Source organism: Rhodococcus artemisiae, from assembly GCF_036327795.1.
Classification (GTDB): domain Bacteria; phylum Actinomycetota; class Actinomycetes; order Mycobacteriales; family Mycobacteriaceae; genus Rhodococcus; species Rhodococcus artemisiae.
The window spans coordinates 234,800-256,423 of sequence record NZ_JAUTXY010000007.1 but is presented as its reverse complement, the minus strand read 5'-3'; the positions used below and the strand labels follow the sequence as shown (position 1 = coordinate 256,423).

Annotated in this window: 23 protein-coding genes and 1 pseudogene; 18 read left to right on the top strand and 6 right to left on the bottom strand. The window is 61.8% G+C overall.

Annotated elements, in window-relative coordinates; translation table 11 throughout:
* The first annotated feature begins 31 nt into the window (after positions 1-31).
* Positions 32-1,217 (top strand): annotated as a pseudogene (locus Q7514_RS17020) (amidohydrolase family protein).
* An 86-nt stretch (positions 1,218-1,303) separates the two neighbouring features.
* Here Q7514_RS17020 and Q7514_RS17015 read toward each other — a convergent pair.
* Positions 1,304-2,296 carry an NADPH:quinone oxidoreductase family protein gene (locus Q7514_RS17015; RefSeq protein ID WP_330134533.1) on the bottom strand — a complete coding sequence of 331 codons (993 nt, stop codon included), beginning with the start codon at positions 2,294-2,296 and terminating at the stop codon, positions 1,304-1,306.
* A gap of 139 nt (positions 2,297-2,435) precedes the next feature.
* On the opposite strand from Q7514_RS17015, the gene Q7514_RS17010 reads away from it, so the two are divergent.
* From Q7514_RS17010 to Q7514_RS16980, 7 genes are all read left to right on the top strand, one after another.
* Positions 2,436-3,500 (top strand): phosphotransferase family protein, encoded by a 1,065-nt coding sequence (locus Q7514_RS17010; RefSeq protein WP_408016114.1) that lies wholly within the window; start codon positions 2,436-2,438, stop codon positions 3,498-3,500.
* 35 nt (positions 3,501-3,535) lie between these two features.
* On the top strand, positions 3,536-4,813 hold the full coding sequence (locus tag Q7514_RS17005; RefSeq protein WP_330134459.1) for an acyl-CoA dehydrogenase family protein: 1,278 nt from the start codon (positions 3,536-3,538) through the stop codon (positions 4,811-4,813).
* A 63-nt stretch (positions 4,814-4,876) separates the two neighbouring features.
* Positions 4,877-5,998 carry an ABC transporter substrate-binding protein gene (locus Q7514_RS17000; protein ID WP_330134458.1) on the top strand — a complete coding sequence of 374 codons (1,122 nt, stop codon included), beginning with the start codon at positions 4,877-4,879 and terminating at the stop codon, positions 5,996-5,998.
* Positions 5,964-6,182 (top strand): hypothetical protein, encoded by a 219-nt coding sequence (locus tag Q7514_RS16995; RefSeq protein ID WP_330134457.1) that lies wholly within the window; start codon positions 5,964-5,966, stop codon positions 6,180-6,182. Before Q7514_RS17000 ends, Q7514_RS16995 begins: the two co-directional genes overlap by 35 nt.
* A gap of 205 nt (positions 6,183-6,387) precedes the next feature.
* On the top strand, positions 6,388-6,921 hold the full coding sequence (locus Q7514_RS16990; protein WP_330134456.1) for a cupin domain-containing protein: 534 nt from the start codon (positions 6,388-6,390) through the stop codon (positions 6,919-6,921).
* Between the two features lie 217 nt (positions 6,922-7,138).
* Positions 7,139-7,408 (top strand): carboxymuconolactone decarboxylase family protein, encoded by a 270-nt coding sequence (locus Q7514_RS16985; RefSeq protein WP_330134455.1) that lies wholly within the window; start codon positions 7,139-7,141, stop codon positions 7,406-7,408.
* A 125-nt stretch (positions 7,409-7,533) separates the two neighbouring features.
* On the top strand, positions 7,534-8,298 hold the full coding sequence (locus tag Q7514_RS16980) for an alpha/beta fold hydrolase (RefSeq protein WP_330134454.1): 765 nt from the start codon (positions 7,534-7,536) through the stop codon (positions 8,296-8,298).
* On the opposite strand, the gene Q7514_RS16975 is transcribed toward Q7514_RS16980, so the two are convergent.
* The 4 genes from Q7514_RS16975 to Q7514_RS16960 form a co-directional block, all read right to left on the bottom strand.
* Entirely contained in the window at positions 8,299-9,054 is a 756-nt protein-coding gene (locus tag Q7514_RS16975; protein WP_330134453.1) for an SDR family NAD(P)-dependent oxidoreductase, read from the bottom strand. It abuts the gene before it with no gap.
* The gene (locus Q7514_RS16970) at positions 9,054-9,845 is read right to left on the bottom strand and encodes an SDR family NAD(P)-dependent oxidoreductase (RefSeq protein ID WP_330134452.1); all 792 of its coding nucleotides are present in this window, start codon (positions 9,843-9,845) and stop codon (positions 9,054-9,056) included. The genes Q7514_RS16975 and Q7514_RS16970 overlap by 1 nt, the downstream gene beginning before the upstream one ends.
* Before the next feature lie 103 nt (positions 9,846-9,948).
* Positions 9,949-10,440 (bottom strand): nuclear transport factor 2 family protein, encoded by a 492-nt coding sequence (locus Q7514_RS16965; RefSeq protein ID WP_330134451.1) that lies wholly within the window; start codon positions 10,438-10,440, stop codon positions 9,949-9,951.
* Positions 10,437-11,231, bottom strand: a complete 795-nt coding sequence (locus tag Q7514_RS16960) for an SDR family NAD(P)-dependent oxidoreductase (protein WP_330134531.1) — start codon at positions 11,229-11,231, stop codon at positions 10,437-10,439. Before Q7514_RS16960 ends, Q7514_RS16965 begins: the two co-directional genes overlap by 4 nt.
* Before the next feature lie 45 nt (positions 11,232-11,276).
* On the opposite strand from Q7514_RS16960, the gene Q7514_RS16955 reads away from it, so the two are divergent.
* The 5 genes from Q7514_RS16955 to Q7514_RS16935 all read left to right on the top strand — a co-directional run bounded on the left by Q7514_RS16955 (position 11,277) and on the right by Q7514_RS16935 (position 15,375).
* Complete coding sequence (locus Q7514_RS16955; protein WP_330134450.1) at positions 11,277-11,942, top strand: TetR/AcrR family transcriptional regulator; 666 nt, start codon at positions 11,277-11,279, stop codon at positions 11,940-11,942.
* 48 nt (positions 11,943-11,990) lie between these two features.
* The gene (locus tag Q7514_RS16950; RefSeq protein WP_330134449.1) at positions 11,991-12,797 is read left to right on the top strand and encodes an SDR family NAD(P)-dependent oxidoreductase; all 807 of its coding nucleotides are present in this window, start codon (positions 11,991-11,993) and stop codon (positions 12,795-12,797) included.
* Positions 12,798-13,022: 225 nt separating this feature from the next.
* Positions 13,023-14,246 carry an amidohydrolase family protein gene (locus tag Q7514_RS16945; protein WP_330134448.1) on the top strand — a complete coding sequence of 408 codons (1,224 nt, stop codon included), beginning with the start codon at positions 13,023-13,025 and terminating at the stop codon, positions 14,244-14,246.
* Between the two features lie 12 nt (positions 14,247-14,258).
* Positions 14,259-14,477, top strand: a complete 219-nt coding sequence (locus Q7514_RS16940; protein ID WP_330134447.1) for a hypothetical protein — start codon at positions 14,259-14,261, stop codon at positions 14,475-14,477.
* A gap of 103 nt (positions 14,478-14,580) precedes the next feature.
* Complete coding sequence (locus Q7514_RS16935; RefSeq protein ID WP_330134446.1) at positions 14,581-15,375, top strand: SDR family NAD(P)-dependent oxidoreductase; 795 nt, start codon at positions 14,581-14,583, stop codon at positions 15,373-15,375.
* On the opposite strand, the gene Q7514_RS16930 is transcribed toward Q7514_RS16935, so the two are convergent.
* On the bottom strand, positions 15,376-15,987 hold the full coding sequence (locus tag Q7514_RS16930) for a cysteine hydrolase (RefSeq protein ID WP_330134445.1): 612 nt from the start codon (positions 15,985-15,987) through the stop codon (positions 15,376-15,378). It abuts the gene before it with no gap.
* Positions 15,988-16,155: 168 nt separating this feature from the next.
* Between Q7514_RS16930 and Q7514_RS16925 the strand changes: the two genes are divergently transcribed.
* The 5 genes from Q7514_RS16925 to Q7514_RS16905 all read left to right on the top strand — a co-directional run bounded on the left by Q7514_RS16925 (position 16,156) and on the right by Q7514_RS16905 (position 21,594).
* On the top strand, positions 16,156-17,388 hold the full coding sequence (locus tag Q7514_RS16925) for a cytochrome P450 (RefSeq protein ID WP_330134444.1): 1,233 nt from the start codon (positions 16,156-16,158) through the stop codon (positions 17,386-17,388).
* A 48-nt stretch (positions 17,389-17,436) separates the two neighbouring features.
* The gene (locus Q7514_RS16920; protein WP_408016113.1) at positions 17,437-18,264 is read left to right on the top strand and encodes an enoyl-CoA hydratase/isomerase family protein; all 828 of its coding nucleotides are present in this window, start codon (positions 17,437-17,439) and stop codon (positions 18,262-18,264) included.
* Positions 18,265-18,271: 7 nt separating this feature from the next.
* On the top strand, positions 18,272-18,730 hold the full coding sequence (locus tag Q7514_RS16915) for a Zn-ribbon domain-containing OB-fold protein (protein WP_330134443.1): 459 nt from the start codon (positions 18,272-18,274) through the stop codon (positions 18,728-18,730).
* Positions 18,731-18,761: 31 nt separating this feature from the next.
* Positions 18,762-19,685, top strand: a complete 924-nt coding sequence (locus tag Q7514_RS16910; RefSeq protein ID WP_330134442.1) for an SDR family NAD(P)-dependent oxidoreductase — start codon at positions 18,762-18,764, stop codon at positions 19,683-19,685.
* Positions 19,686-19,974: 289 nt separating this feature from the next.
* The gene (locus Q7514_RS16905; RefSeq protein WP_330134441.1) at positions 19,975-21,594 is read left to right on the top strand and encodes an FAD-dependent oxidoreductase; all 1,620 of its coding nucleotides are present in this window, start codon (positions 19,975-19,977) and stop codon (positions 21,592-21,594) included.
* Positions 21,595-21,624 lie beyond the last annotated feature (30 nt).

The following is a 21,624-nucleotide window of genomic DNA, read 5'->3' as shown; positions in this document are numbered from 1 at the left end:
TGGTATCGCGCTTGTCTTTGAGGAGTTCGTTGTGCCGCTTCAGGACCATATGCAATTGATCTCGGTGGACGATCATCTGATCGAGCCGCCGAACGTGTGGACGGATCGCTTACCGAAAGAAGTTCCTCGACCAAGGGCCTCGCATCATCGAGAAGGACATGAGCGCCGAGATCGGGTCGACAGACGGGGAGCGAGGGCTCGTCACCCAGGCTGTCGGAGGTCTGGCAATACGAGGGCCGCATCTACGCGAACATCGGCCTCAACGCGGTCGCGGGCAAGAAGCCACAGGAGTATGGGACTGATTCCACGCGATATTCGGACATGCTGCCCGGGTGCTACGACGTACACGCCCGAGTGAAGGATATGGACATCGACGGCGTGCAGGCCGCGCTATGTTTCCCGTCCTTCCCCCAGTTCGCGGGAACCGCGTTTCTCGAGGGCAAGGACAAGGAACTCGCGCTACTCTCCGTCAAGGCGTGGAACGATTTCCACCTCGACGAGTGGTGTGGTTCCTACCCGGACAGGTTCATCCCGATCATCATCCTGCCACTGTGGGATCCGGCAGAGTCGGCGAAGGAGATCTACCGCTGTGCCGCCAAGGGTGCCAAGGGCATCACATTCCCGGAGAACACAGTCAGTCTGGGACTGCCGTCGTTCTACACCGACCACTGGGATCCGGTCTTCCGGGCAGCTGAAGAGGCCCGGCTTCCCCTGTGTATGCACTTCGGCTCGTCCGGTAAGTCTCCGATCACCTCGCCGGAAGCTCCGATGGCCGTGATGATTTCGCTGTTCGGTACGAACTCGATGGATGCGACCGCGGATCTGTTGTTCTCACCGGTGTTCTACAAGTTCCCGAATCTGAAGGTCGCTTTGTCCGAGGGTGGAATCGGCTGGATGCCGTACCTGCTCGAGCGCATCGATCTGACCTGGGAGAAACATCGCTGGTACCAGAACGTGAACAAGGAATTTCGACCCTCGGATTTGTTCCGCGAGCATATGTACGGGTGCTTCATCGACGACTTCGAAGGTATTGCCCGACGCGAACAGGTCGGTATCGACAACATATGTGGGAGCGCGATTACCCGCACTCGGATTCGAACTGGCCCAACAGCCGTCAGTACACGGCAAAGATGTTGCACGACGTGCCCGACGGCGAGGCACACAAGATCGTCGAGCTCAACGCCCGCAAGCTCTACAACTTTCCGCGCATCAACTGACTGTCCACCTCGATGCACACGGTGCCCGTCTCTTCCTGGCGCGGGCACCGTGTTCACAGGGTCTTGCTGTGAGAGGAGGGCCCGGGTCATTTCACCGTTTCGGATGGGATGACCTCGATGATGGTCTTCCCTACCGACCGCCTGCTTGCAACCGCGGTCAACGCCGCGGCGGTGTCGTCGAGCGGGTATCGGGCATGGATGCTGGGTCGGATCCGGCCCGTGCTCCAGAGTTCGGTGAACTCGGCTCGGTCCCTGGCGGCGCGCTTCGGATCGTGCTGGGCAAAGGTTCTGATTTCGAGGCCTTTGACTATCGCACCCTTGAGGAGTACGAGATTCAGCGGAATAGAGGGAATTTCGCCGCTCGCATACCCGAGCGTGACATACCTGCCGCCCCACGCGAGCTCGCGAAGCGCAGGTTCTGCCCAGGGGCCGCCGACCGGATCGATCACAACCTGGAGCGCCCCGGGGCCCACGGCCGCGCGGATGCCTTCTCTCAAATCGCCTCCGACGTAGTCCACAGCGTGCCGAGCTCCGCGGTCGCGGGCAGCATTCAGCTTCTCGATGTTGGATGCGGCTGCGATCACTGTGGCACCGAGAGCAACTGCAAGCTCGACCGCGGCGAGACCGAGACCCCCTCCTGCTCCGAGGACGAGCACCAGGTCGCCCGGTTCGATCTGGGCGATCGACCGTAGGGCGTGGTACGCGGTGAGGTGGCAGACCCATGTTGCCGACGCTTCGGCGGAGGTTACGCCGATGGGGACCGGGATTGCGGAGGATTCCGGCACAACGACGTATTCCGCAAAGGCGCCGGGTGCGAGAGCGGCGACCCGTTCTCCCACAGTGAATCCGGTGACATCGGCACCGACGGCGGCGACGACCCCCGCGCACTCGTGCCCGGGCACGAAGGGCAGCTGTGTTGTTGTCTGATACCGACCGGCGATCATGAGGGTGTCGGGAAAATTGACCGCCGCGGCCTCGACCGACACGAGCAGTTCGTGTGCGGCCGGCGAGGGTATCTCGATCGTGTCGATCGTGACAGCTTCGGCGCTACCGAGCTCGTGGATCCGTGCTGCGCGCATCGTCAGGTTCTCTCGCATGTGCATCATCTGCCTCCTTGTGTGAAGTGCCGTCTCTGTCTGCGCCGCTTCCACCTGCGCCTTCAGGACGAATATCGACCAGTAATTGTTTTTCGCGATTTGAGTAATTAGATTACTAGATATGGCCCACGACACACACACTTCTTCCAAGGACGCATCGACGTCCACTTCTCTCGATCTCGAAGCCCTCAGTCGATGGATGGACCGGGAAGGTCTGCCAGGACAGGGTGAACTTGCTCAGGCCCGTACGTTGTCCGGTGGATCGCAGAACGAACTGTTCGAGGTTGTCCGCGGCGGCGAGAAGATGGCACTACGACGGCCCCCCGGTTACGCCGTCGAGGGTCGCGCCAAGGTGTTGATGCGGGAAGCTCGGCTCCTGAAGGCACTGGCGGGCACCGATGTGCCTCATGCTGCACTCCGCGGCGCGACCGATGACGCGTCGGTGATCGGCACACCCTTCTACATGATGGATCTGGTCGACGGGTGGAGCCCGATGGGCGGTGGCTGGGCAGCACCCTTCGACACCGACCTCGAGGCGAAGGGCGCTCTGGGTCTCGAACTGGTCGACGGTGCCGCCCGCATGGCTCGAGTCGACTGGAAGGCTCAGGGACTCGAAGGTTTCGGCAAGCCCGACGGCTTCCTCGACCGTCAGGTCGATCGTTGGCTGTCGCATCTGTCCGGTTTCAAATTCCGCGACATTCCCGGCCTCGAAGAGACCGCCGCATGGTTGCGTAAGAACCAACCGCCCAGCTTCCGGCCCGGAATCATGCACGGCGACTACCAATTCGCCAATGTGATGTTCCGCCACGGGAAGCCCGCCAAGCTCGCAGCGATCATCGACTGGGAGATGACCACGATCGGTGACCCGCTGCTCGACCTCGGCTGGGTTCTCGTTTCCTGGGGGCCCGAGGGCGACGCGATGAAGTACGCTCGCTACCTCGACTATGAGGGTATGCCGTCTCGTGACGCAATGCTCGAACGGTACGCCGCAGTCAGCGGCCTCGATGTCTCCGATGTGGATTACTACGTCATCCTGGCGCGGTTCAAGCTGGCGATCGTCCTCGAGGCGAGCGTCGCCCGTCACGCGAAGGGCGAGGCCGACGATCGGGTCGCGCGGTTCGGCCCCATCGTTCTCGAGCTCATGGAGTTCGCAGCCTCGCTGTCCCGGCAGGTCACCCTGCGCTGATCGTTCATCTGCACTTTCAACCCTGAGGAGCCATCATGACGTGGGATTTCGACACCGACCCCGAATTTCAGAAGAAGCTGGACTGGGTTGCTCAATTCGTCCGTGACGAGGTCGAGCCGCTCGACCTCGTTTGGCCGTACGACAACTACAAACCGCTCGACGACGAGCACCGCCGGATCGTCGATCCGCTCAAGCAACGCGTACGAGAGCAAGAACTCTGGGCCTGCCACCTCGAACCGGCCCTCGGCGGGCAGGGATACGGACAGCTGAAGCTTGCGCTCCTGAACGAAATCTTGGGTCGATCAACCTGGGCGCCGACGATTTTCGGCACTCAGGCGCCGGACACGGGGAACGCTGAGATCATCGCACATTTCGGTACGGACGAGCAGAAGGCGCGGTACCTTCAGCCGCTGCTCGACGGCGAGATCTTCTCCTGCTACTCGATGACGGAGCCTCAGGGTGGCGCGGACGTCTCCGGCTTCGAGACCACCGCGGTCCGGGACGGCGACGAGTGGATTATCAACGGCCGGAAGTTCTTCTCGTCGAACGCCCGCTACGCCACGTTCTGCATCGTGATGGCGTACACCGACAAGGAAGCCGGCCCGCACAAGGGCATGTCGATGTTCCTCGTGCCCACCGACACACCGGGTCTGACCATCGAACGGAACTTTGCACTGATCCACGAGCCGGACGAAGAGGGTTCGGAGGCGCTGATCCACTACGACGACGTGCGTGTGCCGTCCACCGCATTGCTCGGTGACGAGGGACGCGCATTCGAGGTCGCGCAGGTTCGCCTCGGAGGTGGGCGTGTGCACCACGCGATGCGTACCGTCGGTCTGGCCCAACGCGCCCTTGACATGATGTGCGAGCGTGCGCTGAGCCGTACGACTCGCGGCAAACCGCTGGCCGATCGCGAGACCGTGCAGACCTACATCGCGGAGTCCTATGCCCAGCTGAAGCAGTTCAGACTGTTCGTCCTGCAGACGGCCTGGCTGATCGACAAGACCAAGGACTACTCGAAGTGCCGCACCGACATCAGTGCGATCAAGTTCCTGACGCCGAAGGTGTTGCACGATATCGTGCAACGGTCGATCCAAGTCCACGGAGCGCTCGGAGTCACCCGGTCTACGCCGTTGCACAAGATGTGGGTGACCGCTCCAGTGATGGGGCTTGTCGACGGCCCGACCGAAGTGCATCTGCGTCAGGTGGCGCGTGGTGTGCTCAAGGGGCAGCAGGGTACGGACGGGGCCTGGCCCACCGAGTTCCTGCCGGACAAGGTGGAGGCCGCGAAACGCAAACTCGGACTGGAGTGATGTCGGACTGAGACAGCGGTAGAACGTCGTAGATCTACTGGCGACGAGGGACGGAAGAACGATATGAGCCATTCGAAAGGCCGTAGCTGGATTCTGAAGGCTGCGGCCGCATTGTTCGCTGCTTCACTGCTGTTGACAGCGTGTGGCGGCTCCGGTGAGAGCAATGGCAGTGCGTCGGCGGCCGGTGGGCGGATCGACAAGGATGCCTCTCTCCGCTACGCGTGGACAACTCCGCCGGGAAACCTCGATCCGCACCGATCCGGCAATTATTCGGTGGATTTCAATTACCTCGCTCCGGTATACGACCGGCTGACACAGACGGTGAGTGGACCGGAGACCGCACCGATGCTTGCCGAGTCGTGGGAGTTCGCGCCGGACGGCCTGTCGGCGACATTCCATCTGCGTTCGGATGCGACGTTCCACGACGGATCACCAGTGAACGCCGACGCGGTGGTCCAAAGCTTGAATCGTGCACGAGATCCGCAGCAGGCGTTGGTCGCCCAATCCTTTTCCATGATCTCCGATGTCGTGGCAGTGGACGAACATACAGTGCGCATCGACACGAACCGGCCGGCGGCGGATCTTCCTGCGGTCCTTTCGTCGACCGTGGGCGCGATCATCAATCCGGCGGCGTTGGATTCCGGCGTAGATCTGACGATCGAGACAGCCGGGTCCGGTCCGTACGTTCCTACCAGGATTCGTCTCGGTGACCATATTTCCTACGAACGCTACGACAACTATTGGGCGGCGGACGCGCAGAACTACAAGACCCTCGACATCCTCGGGATTCCGGACGACAACGCGCGACTCAATGCGTTCCGCAGTGGCCAGCTCGACGCGATGTTGGCCAAGGCTGGGCAGTACGACGAACTGGAGCAGCTCACCACATCGTCGGGCCTGTCGATGCACTCGTTCCCGGCTGCAACGTACTACGCGATCCAGCTTGATATCGGCCAGCCTGGCTTCGAAGATCCCCGGGTTCGGCAGGCCCTGAATTACGCGGTGGACCGGGAGGCGATCAACTCTGCGTTCCTCAACGGCCAGTGTGAGCCGACCTCGTTTGGTGCAGTCCGTTCCCTCTCAGACGCTGATGGTCAACTACATGGATCCGCTCCGATTCCCGACGCCGTCGTCACAGGAATACCAGGACGTGGTCACCCGATCGCTGGACCCGAGCATCAGTGAAGACGAGCGCACCGCCCTGTACGCGGAAGCGTCCGCTATCGCCGGCGAACAAGCGTATGACGTCTTCATTTGCGGTATGCCCACGATGGTCGCATACAAGGACAAAGTGGTTGGTATCGAAGATTCCGGACAGGCGGACTTCGTCGGCATCATCGACACCCGCTACTGGGGAACCACGTCGTAGATCAGACCTGCCGCAGGTCGCGAGCCGAGTCGACTGCACTCTTCGGAGCGTTGATGCTTGCACGTCTACCACCTCATCGGATGGAGTCTGGCTCCAAAGATCATGCGACTCGCGAAGAGCATAGTGATAGTGGTCATATGAGAATCATCGGCACCGTGTTCTCAGCATCGGCGCCGATGCTGAGAAGTGAACTGGAGGAGTGATTATGCAGGGTGGCCCGCGTATCAAACATCTCGACGAGGTGCCGTGGTTCGAGGCGATGCGAGTGCGTTTCGACGATGGACGGACCGCGTCGATCTGGGAGAAGTGGATTGAATACACACCGCGATACCTCGTGTTCTACAACAAGTGGGAGCCTGGCGCCCTTGCTCCGTATCACGGTCATCATGGCGACCACACGATCTTCATCCTCGAAGGTGAATTGATCGGTCCGGATGGCGTTCTGGGAGCGGGGACGCACATGATGCTCGACTGGGGCGACATGTTCGGTCCGTGGGAGGCTGGTCCGGAGGGCGCGGTGCTGTATTGCGTGATCATGGGCACCGGCAAGTTCTTCGGTGGGGACCCGGCGGACTGGGAGTCGTTCTTGGCGGCCAAGGGCGCGGTCAGTGAGAACCTGCCGCGGCCGCCGCGCCCCCCGTTTGTGGGTGACTCGCTCAGCGACCCGATCCTGAAGTTGGGGCGCGCAGACCTCGACTCGGAGCCCGATGAAAGGTTTCCGGGAAAGGTGCAGATGTGATCTTCGAGCATCGAGCAGATGCCGGGAAATGGTTGGATGTGGCGGCAGCCGGTCTCCGCGGTGTGCGCATCACCGACTCAAAGTGAGAAGGGTGCCCGGGCCTGCTCGACAAGCGCCTGAAGAACTCCTTCGGAGCCGCAGCGCACAGATAAATGGTTGCGGACCTTGCTCGTCGTCCCGCAAGGATTCGTCGATCTCCGATGATGATGTGGCATGCATGGTTGATCCGGCCGACTCCGCTGGTTATTCGGAACGTGAAAAGCGCGCCCTGCAGTTCGTCGACGCGTTCAACCTCGATCACCACTCGATCGGTGACAAGGTGCTGCTCGAGTTGGCGGAGGTGTTCACGACCGCCGAGATCGTCGAATTGGGTCAGATGTGTGCAGCACTCATCGGCACCCATCGCTGGACTCACATTCTCGACGTGTACGACGATTCCGAACCGGTGCTGAAGTATCGTCCGTCGGAAGTCGACCGTGTGACCTGAGGGTCAGGAGTCGCTCGGTCTACCCATGATCGACCTCGTGTCCGGTCACGGTGGACCTGGGAAATGGCAGTGGCAGCGACGTTCAGGCAGATCGTGTGTAGCGTTCCGGAACAGAAGGATTTGTGATGAGCACAGGGATCGTACTGGTACATGGCGGACAGCACACCGGTCACTGTTGGTCGTGGACGGTGGACGAATTGAAGAGGCTGCGTCCGGATCTTCCGGTGCTCGCGGTTGATCTACCCGGACGGGCGACGAACCCTGCTGATCTCGCGGAGGTGGGGATTGCCGAATGCGTCACGTCTGTCGTTGCGGACATCGAGGAATCCGAGTGCTACGACGTAATACTGGTGGCGCATTCGATGGGTGGCATCACGATTGCCGGTGTAGCAGCCGAACTCGGGTCCGAACGGGTGCTCAGCATGATCTTCATTGCTGCTGCCGTTCCGCCGAACGGATGGTCGATCCTCGAGAATCTCCAGGGCAGCTTGCAAGATCGGGTAGGTGAGCGGGTGACGTCCGGAGCGACCGAGCCCTTCCCCCGCGAAATGGCAGCAGAATTGTTCTGCAATGGGATGACCGATGAGCAGAAGGAGTTTGCGCTCTCCGAATTGTGCGCGGAAAGCTCGAGACTCGCTACGGAACCTGTCGACAGAAGCGCGATGCCGCAGGGAGTGCCTCGGGTATGGGTACTGACCGGGTGCGATCGCGCGGTGCCGCCGGCACAACAACGTCAGCACATCGACAACCTCGGCGGTGTCTCCGAAGTCATCGAGATCGAAAGCTGTCACGACGTGATGATCAGTGAACCTGCCACCCTGGCCCGGGTATTGCTGGATTGCGTCGAGCAATACCCGGCGCCGTCGCGGGAATTGGATTCCCAGGTCTGACTAAATCCACAGCGGTGTGCCGCCGCTGACCTTGAAGGTCTCGCCGGTGACGAAGGATGACTCGTCCGAGCACAGGTACAGCATCATGGCAACGATGTCGTCGGTCCGGCCGAGGCGATGCACGAGCTGCCGGTCTTCGACGATCGAGTCGACAAACGCCTGCGGGAGATCGGCCAGCGCGCTGTCCGTCCCGATCAGTCCGGGTGCGATGGCATTGCATCGGATACCCGCGGAAGCGAAGTCGTGGGCCAGTGCGATCGTGAGGGCACGAACTGTCAGTTTGGAAACCCCGTACGCAGTGATCGGATTGTATGCCGCCATCGATGAGACATTGACGATCGTCCCTCCGCCTCGTGACCGCATGGCTTCGAGGCATGCGATCGAGGTGTTGACGATCCCGAAGACATTGACGTCGAACAGGGCTCGCACGTCCTCGCGCGGCATAGACGAGAAGGGCTGGTTGTAGCGGGTCAGGTGCAGACCGGCATTGTTGATGAGGATGTCGATTCCGCCGAACGCGTCGACTGCTCGTGCAACGGCACCCGCAACAGCGTTCTCGTCGGCCACGTCGCAATGGACCGCCAGCGCTTCGAAGCCGGCCTCTCTCAGTTCCGTGGCCGTATTCTCGGCGCGGGTTTCATCGATGTCTGCGACGACCACGGAGGCGCCTTCGGTTACCAACGATCGGCAGAATGCTGCGCCGAATCCCTGTGCGCCGCCGGTGACGAAAGCGACCTTGGCGTCGAATCTGGTCATCAGAAATCCGTCCCGCCGTCGATATTGATCAATGAGCCTGTCAAGTATCCGGCCCGCGGCGACAACAGGAATGCCATCAGGTCGCCGACCTCATCCGGCCGTCCGGGCCGGCCCAACGCGGTGTGCATTCCCCACTCCTCGGTCATTACACGCTCGAGCGCTGTTTCGTAGGGCCAGCCGCGCTCGGCGGAGACATGCTGTCGGATGGCTCGGAGCCCGTCGGTCTCGACCGCGCCCGGGCAAATGCAATTTGCGCGAACGCCCTGCGCCCCGTATGTCTTCGCGATCCCCTTGGTGAACAAGGCCACCGAGCCCTTGAGCGACGCGTATGGTAACCGTGCGATCTCGGGTGAGCGGATGGAGTACGCGGCGGTCGTTACGAGCGTGCCGCGGGACTTCACCAAGTGTGGCAAGGCGGCTTCCACCGTGCGGGTAGTGCCGAGCAATACGTCACGGAATGCATCCGTCCATTCGTCGTCGGACGACTCGATCGGCATCTTGCCCTTGATGCCGGTGGTGACAGCGACCCCGTCGAGGCGCCCGAATCGTTCGACTGTGTCCTGTACGGCTCGGGCCGCCTCACCGTTGCGGCTGACGTCGTAAGCAAAGCCCACCGCAGGTGTCGCGCCGGCCGCAGCCAGTTCGACGGCGGCGCGTTCGGCTCGGTCGGGGTCGCGACCCACCACGACAACGGTGGCGCCGTCGCCGGCAAGGACCATCGCTGCGGCAAAGCCCATTCCTGCAGTGCCACCAACGATGAGAAATACTTTGTCGCGCACACCCAAATCCATGTGAATCTTCCTTCGAACGGGGTTCTCCGGCCGAGTAGCCGATCCTGTGGATAGGTCATTCCTCGACCGGAGAACGGGTGTCTGATTGCGAGGTGCGTGACGACTACGCCGGATCCAGGAAGCGGGGCACCGTGTAGTCGTGTTCGAGATCGGGGTGCAGAGAGAACTTGCCGGAATATGGCACTTTCCCCCTGCTGAAGACTTGGAATCGGCGTCGGATGAACCGCCAACCTTCAGGAAACCGCGCGAGGGAGTCCTCGTACACACCGAAATTGCAATTGAGTTCCTCCTGGCCGTCGACCGCCAGCCATTCCGACACGGACCAACTCGCCACGGCATTGTCCCCGACAACCTCGATGACACCGTTCGCGCACGTGAGGACCATGAAGGTGAGTGGGGACAAGGTCTTTTCGAGGATCGAGCCGATCCGATCCCGTCCGATCACATCCGGTGCGCTGTATGCGGAAAGGATCCCGTTCTCGGCATAACACGCTGCGGCTGCGCGTCCGTCGCCCCGCATGACGGCGTGGCTGTAGGCATCGGTCAGCTTGCGGATGGCAAGTTCGTCGAGAAGGGATCTGTCGAGGTCGCTCACGGGATCCCTCCGTCGGAACGCACGATAGTGCCGGATGTGTAACTCGATGCATCGCTGGCGAGAAACAGTGCTGCACCAACGATTTCGCTCGGATTTCCGATGCGCTTCAGATGCAGGCGCTCGGCCATGCGATCGGTGTGCTCCATGTCCCACGCTGCTGCGATATCGGTGAGGTACTGCCCCGGCATGAGGGTGTTGACCCGAACCTCGGGTCCCAGGAGCTGAGCGAAGCCTTCCGTCATCGCGTTGAGGCCGTTCTTCGCGGCGGCGTACGGGATGATCGAGCCCATCGGCCGTAGCGAGCCGGTGCTGCTGACGTTGACGACCGAGCCGGAGCCGCGCGCTTTCATGCGGGTGCCGACCAGCTGGGTGAGCCGGAACGGGCCTTTGAGGTTCAGATTCAGGACGCTGTCGTACATCTTCTCGGTCACGTCGGTGACGTCGTCGTAGACCGGGGACATACCGGCGTTGTTGACGAGGATGTCGATGTGCCCGAACCGCTCGTACGCTGCGTCGACGAGCCCCTCGATCTCGTCCCAGTGGCCCATATGGCATCCGTAGGCCAGGGCGTTGCGGCCGGTGGTCTGCTCGATCTCGGCCGCGACAGCCTGACAGTTCTCGAGTTTGCGACTGGCGACGATGATGTCTGCGCCGGCACGCGCAAAGGCGAAGGCCATTTCCTTACCCATGCCGCGGCTGCCGCCGGTGATGAGTGCGACCTTGCCCGTGAGGCTGAACAGATCGAAAGGGGACTGCGGATCCGGCACCGATCGGTCGGTGTCATCGTCCATACTGGGAGTCATAAATATCCTCAGATCAGAATCGGATTACTCAGTATGAAGAAAGATACATCAGGATCGCGGACCTCGGCAGTCCCCAACAGAGTCGCGCAGGCGGCAGAGCGTCGTACGGCCCGGCAGCGGAAGTCCGCTGAAGACGAGATTCAGCGAATACTTGCAGTGACCCTCGAACTCATCGAGAAGTCCGCACCCGCAATCCCTTCCGTCTCGGAGATCGTGGCGACGGCCGGCATCTCGAACCAAACGCTGTACCGCTCGTTCCCCAGTAAGGATGACCTCCTCCTCGCTGTACTGGAGCAGGGCACGCTGCGGGTTGCGGACTACATTCGTGAGCGTATGGCGCGGACGAAGGACCCCCGCGAACAGATTCTGGCGTGGACCCGTGGAGTCCTACGGCAAGTAACGGATACAGAAGCCGCGCAGACGAGCCGGGCGGTGCTCGAGCCACTCAAGAGAGCCGGCGACTCGGGTTCGGGCAGTTCGCCGAACGAGTTGCTCTATCCCCTCCGTGAGCTGCTCTCGGCGCCTTTGGAGGAACTGGGAGCCGATCCCCGACTCGATGGCGACTGCATCGCAGATCTTGTTTTGGGTGCGATGCGCCGTCATCTGTGGAATGGGACGAAGCCGTCTCGTTCTGAGGTCGAATGGACCGGTCGATTCGTGCTCGGTGGGATCGATGCCGGCTTCGAGAGGACACCGTGACACGGGTCCTGGGCAGCGGAACAGTGATGTCTAACCGAAAGGAATCGAATGAGACGAGGAGTCAGTGACCTGGCTGGCGCAGTGTGCGTCGTCACAGGTGGTGCATCGGGGATCGGTTATGCGGTGGCACGCGCGCTACGCGACCGTGGCGCGGCTGTGGTCATCTCTGATGTCGAGCAGTCCGCACTCGACAGTGCTGCGGTGGAACTCGGTGTCCCGGGAGTCCAGGCCGATGTGAGTCGCTGCGCGGATGTCGAGCGGCTGGCGGAGGAGACTCTCGACCGGTACGGCAGGGTCGACGTAGTGGTCAACAATGCTGGGGTCGCCCGGGTGGCTCCGTTCGAGGACCTGACCTATGACGACTTCCATTGGCTGGTGGACGTGAATCTGTGGGGTGTGGTCCACGGCGTGCGAACGTTCTTGCCGATCATCGAGCGCACTTCGCGTGCGGGATTCGTCGTCAATACTGCGTCGATGGCCGGGCTTCGGGCCGCGCCTCGTCTCGCTGCCTACGCGACGACGAAGTTCGCGGTGGTCGGGCTGACCGAGGCTCTCGATGAGGAACTCGCCGCGCGTGGAGCTCACGTCGGCGTGGGTGTGGTCGTTCCCGGCCAGGTCCGCTCACGCATCGGTGCCAGTGAACGAAATCGGCCCGGTGGTTCGGGTGGGCCGATGGTTCAGCAGGCCGAATCGCCGTTCCTCCTGGAGGCTGACGTGGTGGGCGAAATGGTAGCCGACGGCATCGAGCGCGGTGACCTGTACATCGTGACTCATCCTGAGCGGCTCGATTCGGTCAGGGAACGACATCGCCGGATCGAAGCGGCATTCGAAGCGGCGGGGGAGCATCGTGGGTAGGATCTTTCCCATAAGGTGACGAAGTGTCAGATGTGCCTGTTGCTCCCGCTGTGGGCGCACCAAATCTCCTGTGGAGTAAGCAGCTATTGGGAGGTCGAGTCGATTCAAGGTTGACGCTTGTGATGACGATCACTAGCATACGACGTGTCAGATACACCGGTGGAGATTCATTCCGAACCTGCCCACCCTGTTTCACGTCCCAGTTCGACCATCGAAGGAGTCGCTGTGCCGCTTCAGGACCATATGCACTTGATTTCGGTAGACGATCACTTGATCGAACCGCCGAACGTGTGGACGGATCGCCTGCCGAAAAAGTTCGTCGACGAAGGCCCGCGCATCGTTGAGAAAGACATGAGCGCAGAGCACGGTGATGAGGGTCTGTCCGCGCTGTTGCTGGACACTGCTCGACGCGGCAAGGATGCGGCTGCGCCGAAGCTCGCGGAGGTGTGGCAATACGAGGGCCGGATCTATCCGAACATCGGCCTGAACGCGGTTGCGGGCAAGAAGCCCCAGGAATACGGCATGGACCCTACGCGGTACTCCGACATGCTTCCCGGGTGTTATGACGTGGACGCCCGAGTGCAGGACATGGACATAGACGGGGTGCAGGCTGCTCTCTGCTTTCCGTCTTTCCCCCGCTTCGCTGGGACGGTGTTCCTCGAGGGCAAGGACAAAGAACTTGCCCTGCTGTCGGTGAAGGCGTGGAACGACTTCCACCTCGACGAGTGGGCGGCTGCACACCCGGATCGGTTCATCCCGCTCATGATCGTGCCGCTGTGGGATCCAGCGGAGGCGGCGAAGGAGATCTACCGCTGCGCGGCCAAGGGCGCCAAGGCGATCACCTTCCCGGAGAACACCGTCGGACTCGGATTGCCGTCGTTCTACACCGACCACTGGGACCCGGTCTTCCGCGCGGCGGAGGAGACCGGTATGCCGCTGTGCATGCACTTCGGATCCTCGGGGCGCGCTCCGATCACTTCTCCTGAAGCTCCTATGGCAGTGATGATTTCGCTGTTCGGGACGAACTCGATGGATGCCACGGCAGATCTGCTGTTCTCCCCGGTGTTCTACAAGTTCCCGAATCTGCAGGTCGCCCTGTCCGAGGGTGGTATCGGCTGGATGCCCTACTTGCTCGAGCGTATCGACCTGACATGGGAAAAACACCGCTGGTATCAGAACGTGAACAAGGAGGTTCGACCTTCCGACTTGTTCCGTGAACACATGTACGGGTGCTTCATCGACGACTTCGAAGGCGTCGCTCGACGACACCAGATCGGTATCGACAACATTACGTGGGAGTGCGATTACCCGCATTCGGACTCGAACTGGCCCAACAGTCGTGAGTACACAGCGAAGCTGCTCCATGATGTACCGGATAGCGAGGCACACAAGATCGTCGAACTCAACGCTCGCAAACTCTACAACTTCCCCCGCACCGACGGAAAGTAGCGAGTACGAAAGATGTCTCATCAGAAGGAAATCGACGCCGCAGACTGGACCGATCAGGATCTGCTCACCAAGGATGAGGCTGGTGAACGGCTAGACGACGAGATCGACGCGACGCGCGTCCGCCTGACTGACCTCGAGGCACAGGACGCAGACGGCGTCGACGTCGCTGCGTCACTCGCTCTCGTACGACGACGGCTCACTGCGATGGAAAGCCTGCGCAGCACCCTGTGAGATCCCACCGAGCCGTCTTCCTGCGAAGCAGGAAGACGGCTCGGTCTGCTCCTACGTGCCCGCACTGTTCGAACTTGGTACGACCCCCACGAAAGGCAAATGTGTGAGTGAGCGGCTGAAGGACAAGACGGTTTTGGTGACGGGCTCCACCCGTGGCATCGGAAGGTCGATCGCGGAACACTTCGCGTCGGAGGGCGCGAGTGTTGCGGTCACCGGGCGTACGGAGGGGCGCGGACGCAAGGTCGTCGACAGGATCCGCGCGGCGGGAGGAGAAGCCGAGTTCTTCTCTCTCGATGTGACTTCGGAAGACAGTATCCGCGCGGTCGTCGACGCGGTTGTCGCTCGGTTCGGAGGGCTGTCGACTCTGGTCAACAACGCTGCGCCCACCGATGCTGTGGCCGGCACGATCAAACCCCTCCACGAGTACGACACGGCAGAGTGGGAACGGATCATGACCGGTACCCTCACCGGAAATGTCTTCTGGGCGTCGAAGTACGCGTGGCCGCACCTCGCCCGGTCAGAGGGGGCGTCCATTCTCAATATTTCGTCCGGCCAATCGCTGTCAGGGTTCAAAGGATTCGCCGCGTACGGAGCGGCCAAGGCCGGAGTGAACAGTCTGACTCGAACGCTGGCTGTGGAGGGCAGCCCGGACGGGATCCGGGCCAACTGTATCCTTGTCGGCCGTGTCGTCGCGTCGAAAGGTGACTCCGGTCATCACACCGGAGGCGGGCGCCTGACGCGGATAGGCAATCCGATGGACATCGCCTATGCAGCCACCTGGCTGGTATCCGACGAAGCCGAGTTTGCTACCGGGTCGATGGTGACCGTGGACGGCGGATTCTCGATCAACGGAGATGCGGTATCCGACGCGGAAAGCCTGGCTGCGCAGCCGGTCTGATCATGAGTGGCCCGGCAGGCGGGTAACGATGTCTTCGGAGGCCATGATGCGGGCCAGGGCCCCGAGGGTGTTCTCCAGCATCGCGGCATGTGCCTGTGGGGATGTCCCGGCAGTGCAGTCCTCTGCAAGAACAACGTGGTAGCCGCGGTTCACGGCTTCGCTCGCAAGTCCGGGGACGGCGAGGTTGGTCGAGACGCCGGCCAGTACGACGGTGCGAACGCCTTCGAGGCGGAGCATTGCATCGAGGTCGGTGCCATAGAACGCTGTTATGCCTGTCGCGCGACTGCTGACGATGTCTGCTGGCTCGGGTCCCAATTCGGACGGAATTCCCACATCCGGTGTGCCTTCGGTCAAGCTGCGGGTACGCAACGCCATCGTGCCGAGATACGAATTCGCGAGCATCCCACGTTGGTCGGCCCGGTGCTCGATGATGCAGTGCACTACAGGTAGACCGCGAGCGCGAAATTGGCGGGCGAGCGAGGCCGTGCGGCCGACGATGTCTCGTTCAGCGGCCTCGCGTGCGAGCCCGGACGAGACGGACAGGTCTGGATCGAGGATGCCGTGCTGGCATTCGCTGATCACCAGTGCGGGGGCTGGAAAGTGGTCCGCCATGAGGGTCCTCCAGGTGTGACATGTAAGCCAGTTTTCAGGATCGTAGACTAATGAACACCGACAAAGATGCTGCTCATCGGTGTTGTGTAATAGTGACAATACTGCCAGAATTAATTAGACATGGCGGGCGCCACGGTGCGTGTCCGCGGAAAGACGAGGCGGGTTGTGATGGTGGGAACCGAGTCTGTGGCTTCGCTCTTGATGGATCTGGACTGGTGGCAGCACCGGTCTACTGAACGCGATGACTTCTTCGCGTCGCTGCGTCAGGAGAACCCGCGTGCATTCGTGCCGGTGGGCTCACGGGGATTCTGGGCGCTCACACGACATGAGGATGTCCTGGAAGTATCTCGACGTCCGGACGATTTCTGCTCGGGCGAGGGCACTCAGATCTTTGATCAGCCGGCCAAGCTGCGCGAGTATCGGGGCTCGTTCATCGACATGGACAACCCGGAGCATGCGCGGTTGCGGAAGATCGTCTCGCGCGGATTCACGAACAAGGCGTTGTCATCGATCCGGGAAGACATCGAGGACACGGTGTCGGAGATCCTGGACGGGATGCCTCCCGGCGGAGGTGATTTCGTCTCCGACTTCGCCGCGTTGGTACCGCTGCGCATCATCGACAACCTGCTCGGAATCCCACGGGAACACGAGGCGTTCATCCTCGAAGCAACCAATGTCCTGCTGGGAGCCGTCGATCCGGAGTATGTGCCGGATCAGAGTTCCGAGGGGCTTGCAGCGGCGATGACGGATGCGAGCCAAAGGCTGATCGCGATTCTGAACGATCTTGCAGAGGAACGGATCGCCGACCCGAAGGACGACCTAATCACCAGGCTCGTCGCGGCAAACGACGCCGAGAATCTCACACCTCAGGAGATGGCGAAGTTCTTCATTCTCCTGGTCGGTGCGGGTAATGAGACGACGCGCAATGCGATCTCGCACGGTCTGCACCTCCTCACGAAGCATCCGGATCAGCGCGACCTTTGGCTGTCGGACTACGACCGGTACGCTCCCACCGCGATAGAGGAGATTCTCCGTTACGCCAGTCCTGTGGTGCACATGCGCCGCACCGTCACTCGTGACGGCGTGAAGCTCGGCGACCAGGAGTTCAGCAAGGGCGACAAAGTGGTGCTCTGGTACGGTTCGGCGAACCGCGACGACTCCGCTTTCGTGAACCCGTCGTCCTTCGACATAACCCGGGATCCTAATCCGCACTTGGCCTTCGGTGCTCCCGGACCGCACTTCTGTCTGGGTGCACACTTGGCGCGCTTGGAAATGAACGTCGCCTTTCGGATGCTCTTCGAGCGTTTCCCGGACATTCGCACGGTCGGAGAGCCGGACGTGCTGCGGGCCAATTTCTTGAACGGCATCAAGCATCTTCGCGTCGAGTACACCGCGCGCTGACGACAGAACAGATCACAACACCATGACCGTGGGGTCGAGGAGGATTCGGTGACCGACGTCATTGACGGACAGGCACAGAGCACGGACGGCGTGCTCCGGCAGTGGGAGGGCGGCGTCTTGACGATCACGCTCAACCGGCCGAAGGCTGCGAACGCGCTGCGACCTGATGATCGCAACGAGCTGATTCGTCTCTTCGAGGAGGCCGGGGGAGACCCCGACGTGCGCGTGGTCGTGCTACGTGCGAACGGCAGGCATTTCTGTGCAGGTGCGGATGTACTCAAGCTGTCGGGTGATCGCGCGACCAAGGTCAAGCGGGTGACCGGGGCGATGCACACCATCATGACAGGCGCACAGCGTCTGGTTGCGTCGGTGCTCGACTGCCCCAAGCCTGTCATCGCAGTTGTACAAGGCGCGGCTGCCGGCATCGGTGCGCACCTGGCGTACGCGTCGGATCTTGTGGTGACCTCGGAGAACGCATATTTCGCAGAGTCTTTCGTCAAGCGGGGTCTCGTCGTCGACGGCGGCGGTGCCTATCTCCTGCCACGTCGCATCGGCATGCAGCGCGCGAAGGAGATGGTCTTCTTCGGTGACAAGCTCTCGGCGCGTCAGGCATTCGATCTGGGGTTGGTCAATCGGGTCGTACCGGAGAACGAGCTCGATTCGGCAACAGAGGAATTCACATCCAGATTGGCCTCCGCGCCTACCAGCTCGATTGCGTTGACGAAGCGACTGTTCAACGACTCACCGGATGTAGACCGCACCCAATCGTTCGTGGCAGAGGCGATGGCGCAGGAGATTCAGGGCTACTCGCAGGACAGTACCGAAGGCGTGCAAGCGTTCGTCGACAAGCGGGACCCCCGTTACGTGGGTTGGTGAGGAAGCGATGACCGAGAAAAAACGATCCGACCACGGCGCTGCGCCGGAGAAGCCGCGCGCGGACATTCCTACCGTCGAGGACGCGACTGCTCCCTACTGGGACGCGGCCGGACAAGGAAGACTGCTGATCGCGAAATGCGGTGCGTGCGAAAAGGTGCATCACTACCCGCGGCCGTTCTGCCCGTTCTGCTGGAGCGAGGACGTGACCGCGGTGGAAGCGAGTGGACGTGGCACCTTGTACACGTATTCGACGGTGTATGTGAATGATCTGCATCCGTTCAAGTCGCGGTTGCCTTATGTGGCTGCACTGGTGGAGCTGGAAGAGGGCCCACGCGTCATGACCAACATCGAAGGGTGTGAGCCCGAGGACCTCGAGGTCGGTATGGCGGTCGAGGTTGCGTTCCGATCGTTGACCGACGAGCTCGAGGCGACGGTGTTCCGCCCTGCCGCTGAAGTGGCGCAGTAGCAAGAATTTTTCGATTCGAGGGAGGCATTACATGGGTAAGTTGCTCGAGGGCAAAGTCGCGTTGGTGACAGGCTCGGGTCACGGTATCGGTCGTGCTCATGCGTTGGAGTTGGCCGGCCACGGCGCGACGGTGATCGTCAATGATCTGGGTACATCGGTCAGCGGTGAGGGAACAGGGAAAGTTGCCGACGAGGTTGTACAGGTCATCGAAGACCGTGGTGGCCGGGCGATCTCCGACTTCAGTGATGTCGGGAACGAAGAGCAGGTGGATCTGCTAGTGGAGCGAGCATATTCGCAGCTCGGCCGTCTCGACATCGTGGTCAACAACGCCGGCATCGTTCGGGACCGAGCGATCTGGAACATGAGCGCCGAGGATTTCGACCTCGTGATGCGGGTGCATGTACGTGGCTCGTGGTTGACGAGCCGCGCGGTTGCGCGTAAGTGGCGTGAGGAGTCGAAGGCGTCCGGTGAAAAGGTCTATGGGCGGATCATCAACACCACGTCGGGCGCGGGCCTGCAGGGACATTTCGGCCAGACGAACTATGGTCCGGCGAAGGCTGCGATTGCGGGACTGACTCAGACCTTGAGTCTCGAACTGGCATCGATCGGCGCTACGGTCAACGCGATCAGTCCAGGTGGTCTGACTCGGATGTCGGCGACGATGCCGGGCCGTCCGGCGGCGGTCGAGCCCGATCAGCGCACCGATGACGAATTCGATCCGAAGGATCCGTCGTTGGGGTCACCGGTGGTGGCGTGGCTGGCAAGTCCGGAAGCCGGGCACGTCAGTGGCCAGGTCATCAAGGCGCTGGGCGAGAATATCTCTTGGTTGCGGGGCTGGACTCCGATTGCGACGGTGTCGAACAACGGAAAGCGCTGGGACGCAGAAAAGCTCGGATCGGTATTTGCTATCGACGTGTTCGGCACGCGTGCTGCCGGTTTGCGGCTGGGAGACTGAGCGAGGGGCGCGCGCCGGGCTCATTGCCCGGCGGCCCTTTCCGGCGCCCCGCCCGGACCCGATCCAATATAGAATATTGACTTCGAGGTCCGGCGACGATAGCTTCGAGAAGAAGTCGAGCTCGGTGATGCTCGACCTACCTATTCTCTTGCGAGACAATCTTTTCCGCAGAAGTACCCGTCCGGGCCGTGGAATCGGGGGGTCTCGCCGTATACCCCTTGCTGTGCACTTCCGACGCAACGCTCCGATTCTCGTGTGCACAGATCCGACGGACAGAAAGGCGGCGTCGATGAACTCGACGTTCGATGTGATTGCAATCGGTGGCGGACTTGCAGGTCTTGCCGCGATGACCGCCGCTAAGGAGCGTGGGTTGTCCTCCCTGCTGATCGAGAAGACGGACTCCCTCGGCGGGGTGACCGCATACTCGGCCGGCCAATTATGGGTGGCCGGCTCGTTCCTCGAGCGCGACGCAGGAATCGAAGACTCGGCGGAGGCCGGTGCAGGCTACCTGCGCCGGCTCGGCATGGGTTTCGCGGACGAAGCGCATGTGCGCTTCTATGCCGACAATGCAAACCCGACACTCGAGTACTTCACCGAGCTTTTGGATGCCAAGTTCCGGATAGTCGACGATCTGCCGGATTATTACTACGGTGAATTTCCGGACGCGCGAAGGCAAGGAAGACTACTCGAAGTCGATCCGTATCCGGGCTCGTCGTTGGGTGAATGGCGGAACCGCCTCCGGGTCTCGCCTCATGTTCAGTACCGGCTCACTCACGAAGACATGTGGAAGCTCGGTGGCATCGCGCGTAGCCACACGTGGGATCGCTCGCTGCTCGAGCAACGCGAGGCCGCCGACGAGTTGTGCATGGGCACAGGGCTCGCGGCGCTCTTCCTCCGCGGAGCAATCGACGCCGGATCGGAGATCATGACGTCGACCTCGGTGTCGGAGCTGATCTCCGAGTCCGGACGAGTTGTGGGTGTGCGCATCGACGACGGGCGCACCATCGGCGCACGTCACGGCGTCCTCATCGCAACCGGCGCCTACGACTGGGATCCCAGAGCGATGAGAACTTTCGAGGGCATCCCCGATGTCGCATCCGCGGCACCGCCCTCGGTGGTGGGCGATCACTTCAGGCTGACCGCACCGCTGGGGGCTCGTGTCGTGAGCGAACCCAAGCCGATGCGCCTGGGATATCCGGTCCCCGGCCGCAAGGACGACGGCCGACCCATGACCGGCATCTTCCGTGCGGTCTCGTACCCGTACTCGATCCTAGTGAACGGAGACGGTCGCCGGTTCTGTGATGAATCATTCTATCCGGCAATCGGTCACGCGCTCAAGGTGATCGACGGGCGCAGGCAGGCCTTCGCGAACTGGCCGTGCTGGTGGGTCTTCGACACCAGATTCCGCAGCGAATACTCGTTCTCCACGATCTCGCCGGGAATGGATTTCCCGTCCGAGTGGGACGTTGTGTCGGCCGACACGATCGAGGCTCTCGGCGAGAAGATGGGCGTAGATCCTGGAGTCTTTGCCGACCAGGTTCAGCGGTTCAACGCCGACTGCGCAGCCGGTGTCGACCGTGAATTCGGGCGCGGCGAACGCATGTACTCGCAGGTCTCCTATGGTGACCATCAGGCCGACCAGCATCCGAATCTGGGCCCGGTTGCCATCGGCCCGTTCTACGCGATGCGGCCGGTCCTCGTCGGTACCGGTATCCCGACCACCGGGCTCGACACCGACGATGTGGGACGGGTCCTGGACTACGACGGCAGCCCGATCGAAGGCCTGTACGCGGCCGGAAACTCGTCGGCGATGCTCGAGGTGGGCGGCGGGTATCAGAGTGGAATCGCGAACATGCGGTCACTGATCACCGCACGTTCGAGCATGTTCGACGCAGCAGCCAAGAAATGACCCGACCGGCGGATTCCGCCCGCGACGGCC